Raw genomic sequence first — 11,048 nt, forward strand, 5'->3', positions numbered from 1 at the left:
ATATGACACCGGATGTAATGGTGTTATCGGCACAGTCAAAATCATTTTAACCACACGTTTCAATGACGGGTGGCACAGGCGCTAAGCCTGTACAACAGACGAATTCGATAATCGCACGAGCACCAGAGTGTGTGTGTCATATTGTGGCCCGGAAACATTGAGTCACAGTAATGAAAAGAATGCTAATAAACGCCACGCAGCTAGAAGAGTTGCGTGTTGCGTTGGTCGACGGCCAGCGCCTTTACGATCTGGATATTGAAAGTCCAGGACATGAACAAAAGAAAGCGAATATCTACAAGGGTAAAATAACCCGTATAGAGCCCAGCCTCGAAGCCGCTTTCGTCGATTATGGCGCAGAGCGTCATGGTTTCCTCCCTTTAAAAGAAATTGCCAAGACTTACTTTCCAGAGGGATATACCTTCCAGGGACGTCCAAACATTAAAGACGTTGTTTCTGAAGGTCAGGAAGTCATTGTTCAAATCGACAAAGAAGAGCGTGGCCAGAAAGGCGCGGCACTAACAACCTTTATTTCTTTGGCAGGCAGTTACCTGGTATTAATGCCAAATAACCCTCGTGCCGGCGGCATTTCTCGCCGTATTGAAGGCGACGAGCGCTCTGCCTTGAAAGAAGCCCTGTCGGAAATCAACGTGCCGAAAGAAATGGGCCTTATTGTCCGTACTGCAGGCGTTGGCAAATCAAAAGAAGAATTAGAATGGGACTTAAATGTTCTTATTCATCATTGGGAAGCTATTAGCAAAGCGGCTACCGAGCGCCCTGCTCCATTCTTGATTCATCAGGAAAGTAACGTCATTTTCCGCGCCCTTCGTGACTATTTACGTCGTGACATTGGCGAAGTGCTTATCGATAGCCCGAAAGTCTACGAGCAGGTACGTAATCATATTCAAATTATTCGTCCTGACTTCTTGCAGCGCGTTAAGCAATATGAAGGCGATGTTCCATTATTCAGCCATTACCAAATTGAGAGCCAAATTGAGTCAGCGTTCCAACGTGAAGTTCGCCTACCTTCAGGTGGCTCAATTGTTATTGATCCGACCGAAGCTCTGACTTCAATAGATATCAACTCGTCACGCGCAACTAAAGGCGGCGATATTGAAGAAACGGCGCTGCAAACAAACCTGGAAGCGGCTGAAGAAATTGCGCGTCAACTGAGACTTCGTGATGTTGGTGGCTTAGTCGTTATCGACTTTATCGACATGACACCAGCAAGACACCAGCGTGAAGTTGAAAACCGTCTACGTGACAGTCTTGCACAAGACCGTGCCCGTATTCAGGTGGCTCGCATTTCGCGTTTTGGCTTAATGGAAATGTCTCGTCAGCGTCTGCGTCCGTCACTTGGTGAGTCGGCAAACAATGTATGTCCTCGCTGTAATGGTCAGGGTACTATTCGCTCTAGTGACTCGTTAGCCTTGTCTATTCTGCGCCTCATTGAAGAAGAAGCGCTGAAAGACAACACCATACAGGTTCATGCACAAGTACCGGTAGACGTAGCAACGTACTTGTTGAACGAAAAACGTCAGTCGCTAAATCATATTGAGAAGCGTCATGATGTTAAAATCGTGATTATTCCAAACCATCACTTAGAAACGCCACACTTCGAAGTATTGCGTATTCGTGATGATGAAGTGCCAGAAGCGGCAAGCTTTGAGTTGGTGCAAAAGCCAGAGCAACACGAGTCATCGGTTTCTATCACCTTAACTCAAGAGTCTGCTAAGTTTGACGAACCGGCACTAAAAGGTTTACAAGCGCCAAGTGCAGCGCCTGCTCCTGCACCAACACCAAAACAGCCTGAGAAACCGTCTTTATTAAAACGCTTATCGACTTGGCTGGGTAAACTTTTCGAGAGTGAAGAAGAAGCCGATAAGAACAAGCAAAGTTCTAATCAGCGTAGACCAAACCAGCGTCGAAACAGCAATAACCGCCGTGGCCGTGGTCGTCGCCCTGCTAATCGTCAACAGCAAGGTCGTAATAATACAGCAGACAAAGCGGCTGCAGATTCTGCGAAATCGGATAAGAGCACAGATGAAACTAAAGGTTCAAATAACAAGCCGAACCGCGGTAGAAACGATCGTAGACGTCGCGGCGGACGTAACCGTAACCAGCAACAGAATGCTCAAGGTGCTAATGCTCAGGTGAAGCAAAGCGCTGAGCAAGCGCCGCAAACTGAGGCAGCGCCTGAGAAACCGAAAGAAGTTAAGCCTCGCCGCCAACGTAAACCAATGGAAAAATCGGTTCGCGTTAAAGGCGATGGTTCAGTTGAGAACCAGGCATCACAGCAGCCAGCTCCTCAAGCTCAGAAAGACAGTTCTGTCGCTAAAGAAGCTGAAGCGAAAAAGCCAGTTGAGCAAAATGTTGAGTCATCAGCACCGGTAGAGAAAAATACCAATGAGCAAACTCAACAGCGTACTTTAGATCCTCGCATTCAGGCAGCTGCTGAACTTGTTGAAAACAAAGAGCACTTACCGGTTAACGAGCAAAAGTCTGCTGAAGAACCTGCTCCTGAAGCCTCAGAAGCTCCGAAACAGGAAGAGCAAGCTCCGGAAACCCAGGTTCAGACTCCTGAACCAAGTGCCGAGGAATCACAGCCTGAGCAACCGGAAACTGTTGCAGCAACAGGAGCTAGCGATACGACAGAACCTGCTGAAGTGGCGAAGACTGAATCAGAGTCAGTTCCTTCAGTGGAAAGTGAAGCTCCAGAGCCAGTTGCGGAACAAGCTCAAGAAGACCTCTCTGAGAAAAAAGCGCGCAACCGTTCACGCCGTTCTCCAAGACATCAAAGAGCAGCGGGACAGCAACGTAAGCAAAACCGGGAAAATAAAGAGTCTAACGAGACTCCGATAATTCCAGCTCGTGATCTTAGTGGCTCAGCCTTTTCTCCAATGACTAAGGCATCTGCAGTTGAAAGACAAACGCCTTTCCAGGCTCTGAATGTTGCCTCAAAAGAAAGTCGTTTAACGTTCGTCAGAGATGAACAAACGGCAGGCTATGCCAATGCCCGTTCCCGTTCATTTGCTGAAATGACGAAATGTGACTAGCACAAAAAAGCCAGTAAACAATCCCTGTTTACTGGCTTTCTTTTTATCTTCATTACTACTAATTCAAGCGAATATTCGAGCGGTTTTTTTCAAGTGTTTTAAGGCCTATACCTTTTACATCAAGTAACTGTTCTACTTCAGTAAAGCCACCGAGCTGCTCACGCACTTCAATCAGTTTTTCTGCTTTCTTAATACCGATACCCACTAACGCCGATGATATTTCCTGGGCCGATGCCGTATTGATGTTTACACCAGTCTGCGCTTCAGCTTGTAATACAATTGGCGAAAGGGAAACTGTTGGCATTGCATGAGCTGAAAAGCCAATAAATGACGCCAAAACAATAGGTAGCATTTTAAATTTCATAGTATGTTCATCCTTTTTGATAACCACTGCGTCACTGCAGTGGCCATACTATAAACGCTTTTTACCGGCGCTCTCTCAAATTACGATTTATAAGACAGCTCAATACGCCACTAAGCTATACTTGCCAGTATGTTCTCGACAGCTTGTGCCGGGTCAGGAGACTGTGTGATAGGTCGTCCTATCACCATATAATCAACGCCGACCGATACCGCTTCAGCAGGCGTCATGGTGCGACGCTGATCATCTTTGCTGCTGCCTTCAGGCCTTATGCCGGGGGTCATTAATTTAAAGTCGTTACCGCAGGCAGCTTTTAGCATTTTTGCTTCCTGAGCCGAACAAACAACACCTTTCAGGCCCGATGACTTAGCCAGTTTCGCTAAATACTCAACCTGCTCATTGACGCTCTTAGAAATACCCAGCTCTTTTAAGTCGCTTTCATCCATACTGGTCAACACCGTCACACCGATAAGCAAAGGCTGATTACCTGTTTCTTTCAGCGCATCTGCAGCTGCTTTCATCATACGGCTGCCACCACTGGCATGAACGTTAACAACATCGACCCCAAGCTTTGCGGCCGCCGTGACGGCTTTAGCGACGGTATTAGGAATGTCGTGAAACTTTAAGTCCAGAAAAATAGAAAAGCCCTTTTCTGCCAGGCTCGAAACCCATTGTGGTCCGGCTGAGGTGAATAATTCTTTTCCTACCTTTAAACCTACTTTCCCTGACGGTAATTGTTCAATTAACGCATCTGCGTCCGAAGCATTTTGATAATCTAGCGCTACATAAATTTTTGGTAATTCCATTCGATTATTCACCATCTAATCCAAATATCGGTTTTGTTGTTGACCAGCTCTTACACGACGGACATTGCCAATAAAGGGTATGTCCTGAAAAACCACAGTGATAACACTTATAATTTGGTCTCTGCACAATATGCTCATGTACCATTCGCTGCAGACGCTTAAGACTGTCTCGGGCACTGCCCACGTCGGCCGCTTTTATATGCAGACCCATTAAGTGATGAAAGCCGCGCATGGTTGGGTGCTTCTCCAACGCGTTTGCCATGAAGCTTTCAGCATCTTCAATGCTCTGTGACTCAGCCATTTTCTCAGACAGTTTAATAACCGCACTAATTCCCGCTTCTTGTTCTACACAAGTGTGTAAAAAGTCGATAAAGCCATGACTGTTTCTCTTCGCTTCATACGCTTGCTCTAGTAACGGAATTGTTTCACAAACGTAGGCTTTGTCCTGGTCTATTACTTTCGTGAGGTACTCTATTGCCTGGTTATTATCGCCCTGCTCCAGATAAATGCGTCCCAGGGACAAAGATGCCCTTACGCAGTTTGGATCCTGCTTTAATGCCTTATTAAAATACTTCACTCTTACTGACGAGTGATCGGCCGTGTCAGCGACCTCGCAATACAACTGTCCCAGAATCACTTTTATCGATGCGTTATGTTTAACCAGTTTTAAAGCAACAATAATAGCTTTGTCCCATTCATGGGTTGCTTCATAAAGTTCAAGCAAGTGTTTTTGACTGCGCTCTTTAAACAGCTTATTACTTTGCAGACCCTGAAACATTTTCTCTGCGCGATCATAGATGCCAGCAGCCAAATAATCTTTGCCTAACTCGTACATAGCGGTTAGGCGATCACTTTCAGATAAATTAGGGAGTGAGGTGAGATTCTTATGAATTTTTATTGCCCGCTCTACTTCACCTCGGCGGCGAAATAATTTGCCCAATGTCCAGTGAGTCTCAATAGTCTCACTATCAACATCAAGCAACTCTACGAATAAATCGACAGCCTTATCGGGCTGATCGGAGAGCAGTAAATTAATACCTGTCGCGTACTGTTTTGAAAAGCGTTTTTGCTCTCTTCTCTCTTCTGAACGCACACTGTTGCGACCCATGAACCAACCATAGGCGGCAGCAATTGGCAGAAGTAAGAAAAGAAGCTCTAACATTTAATTCTGTCTCATTGGTTCGACTGCTTAGCGACTAGTTTCGACAGTTTTCGGCAGCGATAACGCCAGTAAAGGTTAGAAAGTAACATGGCCAATAATCCCACAAGAACGCCGCCACCAAAAAAAATTGCTAACAGCGACGCGACGGTCATATCAGCATTCAGAACCAGTAGATTGACGTTAATAACTTGCGTATTTTGGGCTCCAAACGCCATGGCTAAAAGGAATATAGCCAAAACGGGAATAAGAATAAGCAACTTCCTGAGCATGTTCGCTTACCTGTTATTTATAAAAAAACGGCATGCCAGTATAGCATGCCGTTTTTATCAATCGAGCGTAAAAAACTACTTTATAAATCGACGCGCTCGCGCAGTTCCTTACCCGCTTTAAAATGAGGAACGTATTTCCCATCTAAATTAACCGGGTCACCGGTTTTCGGGTTACGACCAACACGTGGCGCACGATAATGCAAAGAGAAGCTTCCAAAACCTCGAATCTCAACGCGCTTGCCCTGAGACAAGGACTGCACCATTTGTTCAAGAATTTCTTTAACAGAAGCCTCAACTTGCTTAGGAGGCAACTCATGTTTCAAAGTTAACCGTTCAATTAGCTCTGATTTTGTCATAACTTACCTCCTGATAAAGCCGTTTATTACGACGAAAAACTGTCTTAGTCGTCAGTTTTCGCCGCTTTGAACGCGTCAGCCATAGCACTGTTGATACCAGAGCTGTCTTGCTGTTTGTTGACGCTTTCTACCGCTTCTTTCTCTTCAGCTTCGTCTTTCGCTTTGATAGACAGGCTCAGAGTGCGGTTTTTACGGTCAACGCCCATGAAGCGCGCTTCAATCTTATCACCAACGCTTAACTCAGTGCTTGCATCTTCAACGCGCTCACGCGAAATGTCTGCTGCACGTACATAACCTTCAACGCTTTCTGCTAATTCAACTTTAGCGCCTTTAGCGTCAACTTCAGTTACTGTACCTTCAACAATAGCACCTTTTTTGTTAGCTGCCAGGTAATTGTTAAACGGATCTTCTTCTAATTGCTTGATACCTAGAGAGATACGCTCACGCTCTGCGTCAACTTGCATAACAACAGCGGTAACTTCTTCGCCTTTCTTGTAGTCGCGAACCGCTTCTTCACCTGGAGTGTTCCAGCTGATGTCAGACAAGTGAACCAGACCGTCGATACCACCGTCCAGGCCAATGAAGATACCGAAGTCAGTGATTGACTTGATCTTACCAGTAACTTTCTCGCCTTTATTGTGGTTCTTAGCAAACTCTTCCCAAGGGTTAGGCTTGCACTGTTTAAGGCCAAGAGAAATACGACGACGTTCTTCGTCAATTTCCAGAACCATAACTTCAACAGTGTCGTCAAGGTTAACCACTTTAGAAGGATGAACGTTTTTGTTAGTCCAATCCATTTCTGAAACGTGAACAAGACCTTCAACACCCTCTTCGATTTCAACGAAGCAGCCGTAATCAGTCAAGTTCGTAACACGACCAGTTAAACGGTGACCTTCTGGGTAACGGTTTGCGATATCTGCCCAAGGATCTTCGCCCAATTGCTTCAGGCCAAGAGATACACGAGTGCGCTCACGGTCAAACTTCAATACTTTAACAGTGATTTCATCGCCAACGTTCACGATTTCGCTTGGATGCTTAACACGTTTCCAAGCCATATCAGTGATGTGCAACAGGCCGTCTACGCCACCTAAATCTACGAATGCGCCGTAGTCAGTCAGGTTCTTAACGATACCTTGTACTTCCTGACCTTCTTGCAAGTTCTCAAGCAGCTCTTCGCGTTCTGCACTGTTTTCTTTCTCGATAACAGCACGGCGAGAAACAACAACGTTGTTGCGCTTCTGATCAAGCTTGATAACTTTGAATTCTAAGTCTTTGTTCTCAAGGTGAGTTGTTTCACGTACTGGACGTACGTCAACCAGTGAACCAGGCAAGAACGCACGAACGCCGCCAAGGTCAACTGTGAAGCCACCTTTAACTTTACCAGAGATATAACCGGTAACAGTTGCGTTTTCTTCGTGAGCTTTTTCCAGCTGCAGCCAAGCTTCATAGCGCTTCGCTTTTTCACGAGAAAGCACGGTTTCACCGAAGCCGTCTTCAACAGCGTCAAGGGCTACGTCAACTTCGTCACCGACGTTGATTTCCAGCTCACCTTCAGCGTTGCGGAATTGTTCTGCAGGAATCGCACTTTCAGACTTAAGACCTGCATCAACTAATACCAAGTCTTTTGCGATAGAGACGATTGTGCCTTTTACGATCGAGCCCGGACGAGTTTCGACTTCTTTCAGGCTTTCTTCAAACAGCTGTGCAAAATTTTCTGACATAATAATTAACTTCGCTTAATAAATGACGTCCACTGAAATTCCGTATGCAGCGGGGTTATTAAAAATGTTCACCTGTATCCTTACTGTGAACCCCTAATTAGGGCCAGGCCCTAGCTAGTTTCTGAGAGTTTGCTGTGGGCAAACGTCAATACTTGTTCCAACACGTCATCAATCGGCGTGTCGGTAGAATCTAAATACAAAGAATCCTCCGCGGGCTTCAATGGCGCCACAGAGCGATTCATATCGCGATCATCGCGTTCTTTAATTTCGTTCACTAATTGATCAATATTAGCATCAAAGCCCTTTTCCTTCAATTGATCAAAACGTCTTTGGGCACGCTCTTGAGGCGACGCAGTTAAAAACACTTTAGCGTCTGCGTCGGTAAATACTACAGTCCCCATATCCCGGCCGTCTGCCACTAAGCCAGGCAACTCTTTAAAGCCGCGCTGGCGGCGCAACAACGCCTCGCGTACACGCGGTAAAGCCGCAATTTTAGAGGCCATATTACCCACTTCTTCAGTGCGTATTGTCATGGTGACGTCTTCGCCCTCTAAAATAATATGCGTTAGTGACTTTTCTTCGTCTGCTTCAAATTTAACATCCAAATGAGCGGCTAAAGCCACCAGGCTTTCCTCATCTTCCGGCGTGAAGTCATGATGAATCGCAGCCAAAGCCAGTACACGATATATCGCACCGCTATCAAGCAAGTGCCACCCCAGCTTTTCTGCGAGTAACCGACTGATAGTGCCTTTCCCTGCACCACTAGGACCATCAATTGTAATGACGGGGATATGCGTTGCCATAAAATCCTCAATTTGCTCTGCGTATTGCAGCTTTTAGCGGCGCAATTATACGCATTTGTGAAAAAATTGCATTAATCAGGAGCACGAAATAACAGGAAGGCTGAGTTTAATCAGTAACTTTGACAGATTCGTGAAAACTCTTGGAAATAAGTAGGGTACGTTTTACGACAACAGTCAGGATCATTAATAGTTACGCCTACGGGCGAAAATGCGGCCAGGGAAAAGCACATTGCCATACGGTGGTCATTGTAGGTGTCTATTTTAGCATTTTGCCAGTGCTGAACAGGATATATTTTTAGGAAATCAGCGCCCTCTTCAACATCGGCGCCCAGTTTTCGCAGTTCCATCGCCATCGCCGATAACCGATCCGTTTCTTTAACCCGCCAGTTGGCAACATTACGAATAATGGTTGGCTTGTCTGCAAAAAGCGCTAAAGGAGCAACCGTCATAGCTGCGTCTGGGATAGCATTAAAATCTTTGTCCACCCCTTTTATAACACCTGAACCGGTCACTGTCATTTGATGCTCACCAATTTCTACGGTGCCACCCATTGCCTGAATGACTTCTGTAAACGCTTTATCACCTTGAATAGAAGAAGCACCCACACCTTCGATAGTTATCGGCCCGCCGCCGAGCAACGCTGCTGCCATCCAATACGAAGCACCGCTGGCATCGCCTTCAACATGATAATTACCGGGGGATACATAAGATTGGCTGCCTTTTACATGAAAACGGCTTTCAGACACACGCTCTATTACAATTCCAAAGTCAGCCAACATTTTGAGTGTTAACTCGATGTATGGCTTAGAGACCACGTCCCCTACTAAAGTTAAGGTAGAGTCGCTTTTAAGCAGTGGCAGCGCCATGAGCAACGCCGAAATAAACTGGCTGGAAACCGAACCGTCTATTGAAAAATTGCCGGCTTTAAGTCCGCACTCAATTAATACGGGTGGATACCCTGGTGTTTTTTCGTAGGTTATTTCAGCGCCTTGCGCTTGCAAAGCTTCGACCAAATGCTGAACAGGCCGTTCCTGCATACGAGAGTCGCCGGTGAGCTCAACCTGCTGATCCACACTTAACGTTGCCGCCAAAACCGCAATTAACGGTCGCATGGCGGTACCCGCATTACCTAAATGCAGCGAGGTGTCATTCAGTTGCCACTGCCCCGAACAACCGGTAACACGTGTCACATTATCCGACTTTTCACAGCTGACGCCTAAGCTCGCCAATGCCCCCAGCATATGCTCTGTATCTTCACTGTCGAGCAGATTATGCAAGCTGACAGGCTCAGAACAAAGCGCTGACATCAGCAACGCTCGATTAGCAATGCTTTTAGACCCCGGAAGAACAATAGTTCCGCGACACTGCGCCCGGGGTTTAAGGAAAATCGATTCAGCCACGCAGTTTTTTCATCGCCTTAATAAAGGCTTCATTTTCTTCGGGTAAGCCAATACTGACACGTAAGTGATTCGGCAGCTCATAGCCAGTAACCGGACGCACAATAACCCCTTCGTGCAGCAACTCATCGTAAAGCTTCTCTGCATCTGGGCCGACTTCAATAGTCAGAAAGTTACCGTAAGACGGAATGTAGTTAAAGCCTGCACCTTCACAAAAGTCAGTTAGCTGTTTCATGCCATGCGCATTAATTTCAACCGCTTTTTGCAAGTAACCATGGTCATCCAACACCACTTCCGCCGCCTTTAAGGACAGTGAATTCATATTAAATGGCTGACGAATACGGTTTAGGACATCGGCAATGCCTTCATGGCTTACTGCATAACCTGCGCGTAATCCTGCCAACCCGTAGGCTTTTGAAAACGTACGGCTTACTACAAGGTTGGGATACTCTTTAATCCATTCAACCGATGGCGCTCGCTCCGCTTCAGGTACGTACTCGTAATAAGCTTCGTCTAATACGACAATGACGTTTTGAGGCACTTTGCCCAAGAACGCTTTAATTGACTCTGTCGTCAAAAAGGTTCCGGTTGGATTATTTGGGTTTGCGATGAAAATCATCTTCGTCTTGTCGGTTATTGCTGCTGCCATACCATCAAGATCGTGACCGTAGTCAATAGCTGGTACTGCAACAGGTTTTGCACCAATAGCCTGAGTGACTAACGGATAAACCACAAACGCATGCTGTGAGAAAATGACTTCGTCCTGGTCTGACACGAACGTCCGTGCCAAAATTTCCAACACATCGTTAGAGCCATTACCCAGAGTAATTTGTTGCGTTGTCACTGAGTTCAACTCAGCCAAACGACTTTTCAGGTAGTACCCGTTTGCGTCCGGATAACGAACCAAATCATTAAGCTCGGCTTCCAGCGCCGTCTTTACTTTCTCACTCAAACCGAGAGGGTTTTCGTTTGACGCTAATTTAACAACGTGCTGCAAACCTAATTCGCGCTGCAATTCAGACACGGGCTTGCCCGCTTGATAAGGACGGAGCTGTTTTACACCGGGGTTAACTAATGACAATGCATCAAAATTACTCATAATTCTCGTAAGCCTTTTGTC

The 11,048-nt window shown here is 46.1% G+C and carries 10 protein-coding genes; 1 reads left to right on the forward strand and 9 read right to left on the reverse strand.

Annotated features, from left to right (window positions below):
- Nucleotides 1-170 precede the first annotated feature (170 nt).
- Nucleotides 171-3,053 carry a ribonuclease E gene (rne, locus tag CWI73_RS02230; RefSeq protein WP_126751349.1) on the forward strand — a complete coding sequence of 961 codons (2,883 nt, stop codon included), beginning with the start codon at nt 171-173 and terminating at the stop codon, nt 3,051-3,053.
- Nucleotides 3,054-3,111: 58 nt separating this feature from the next.
- On the opposite strand, the gene CWI73_RS02235 is transcribed toward rne, so the two are convergent.
- The 9 genes from CWI73_RS02235 to hisC all read right to left on the reverse strand — a co-directional run bounded on the left by CWI73_RS02235 (nt 3,112) and on the right by hisC (nt 11,027).
- On the reverse strand, nt 3,112-3,417 hold the full coding sequence (locus CWI73_RS02235; RefSeq protein ID WP_126751350.1) for a ComEA family DNA-binding protein: 306 nt from the start codon (nt 3,415-3,417) through the stop codon (nt 3,112-3,114).
- 110 nt (nt 3,418-3,527) lie between these two features.
- Complete coding sequence (gene pyrF, locus CWI73_RS02240; RefSeq protein WP_126751351.1) at nt 3,528-4,220, reverse strand: orotidine-5'-phosphate decarboxylase; 693 nt, start codon at nt 4,218-4,220, stop codon at nt 3,528-3,530.
- Between the two features lie 4 nt (nt 4,221-4,224).
- Nucleotides 4,225-5,382 carry a lipopolysaccharide assembly protein LapB gene (lapB, locus tag CWI73_RS02245; protein ID WP_126751352.1) on the reverse strand — a complete coding sequence of 386 codons (1,158 nt, stop codon included), beginning with the start codon at nt 5,380-5,382 and terminating at the stop codon, nt 4,225-4,227.
- Between the two features lie 11 nt (nt 5,383-5,393).
- Nucleotides 5,394-5,651 carry a lipopolysaccharide assembly protein LapA domain-containing protein gene (locus CWI73_RS02250; protein ID WP_053953798.1) on the reverse strand — a complete coding sequence of 86 codons (258 nt, stop codon included), beginning with the start codon at nt 5,649-5,651 and terminating at the stop codon, nt 5,394-5,396.
- Nucleotides 5,652-5,731: 80 nt separating this feature from the next.
- A complete protein-coding gene (gene ihfB / locus CWI73_RS02255; protein WP_053953799.1) occupies nt 5,732-6,007 on the reverse strand; it encodes an integration host factor subunit beta in 276 nt (91 codons plus the stop codon).
- A 44-nt stretch (nt 6,008-6,051) separates the two neighbouring features.
- Nucleotides 6,052-7,728: a 30S ribosomal protein S1 gene (rpsA, locus tag CWI73_RS02260; protein ID WP_126751353.1), complete on the reverse strand. Its 1,677-nt coding sequence runs from the start codon at nt 7,726-7,728 to the stop codon at nt 6,052-6,054.
- 110 nt (nt 7,729-7,838) lie between these two features.
- A complete protein-coding gene (gene cmk / locus CWI73_RS02265; protein ID WP_126751354.1) occupies nt 7,839-8,531 on the reverse strand; it encodes a (d)CMP kinase in 693 nt (230 codons plus the stop codon).
- A gap of 110 nt (nt 8,532-8,641) precedes the next feature.
- Complete coding sequence (aroA, locus tag CWI73_RS02270; RefSeq protein WP_126751355.1) at nt 8,642-9,931, reverse strand: 3-phosphoshikimate 1-carboxyvinyltransferase; 1,290 nt, start codon at nt 9,929-9,931, stop codon at nt 8,642-8,644.
- Nucleotides 9,924-11,027, reverse strand: coding sequence for a histidinol-phosphate transaminase (gene hisC, locus CWI73_RS02275; protein ID WP_126751356.1), 1,104 nt, complete (start codon nt 11,025-11,027; stop codon nt 9,924-9,926). Before hisC ends, aroA begins: the two co-directional genes overlap by 8 nt.
- Between the last annotated feature and the right edge of the window lie 21 nt (nt 11,028-11,048).

It is taken from the genome of Idiomarina piscisalsi (assembly GCF_003987095.1).
GTDB classification, from domain to species: Bacteria; Pseudomonadota; Gammaproteobacteria; order Enterobacterales; family Alteromonadaceae; genus Idiomarina; species Idiomarina piscisalsi.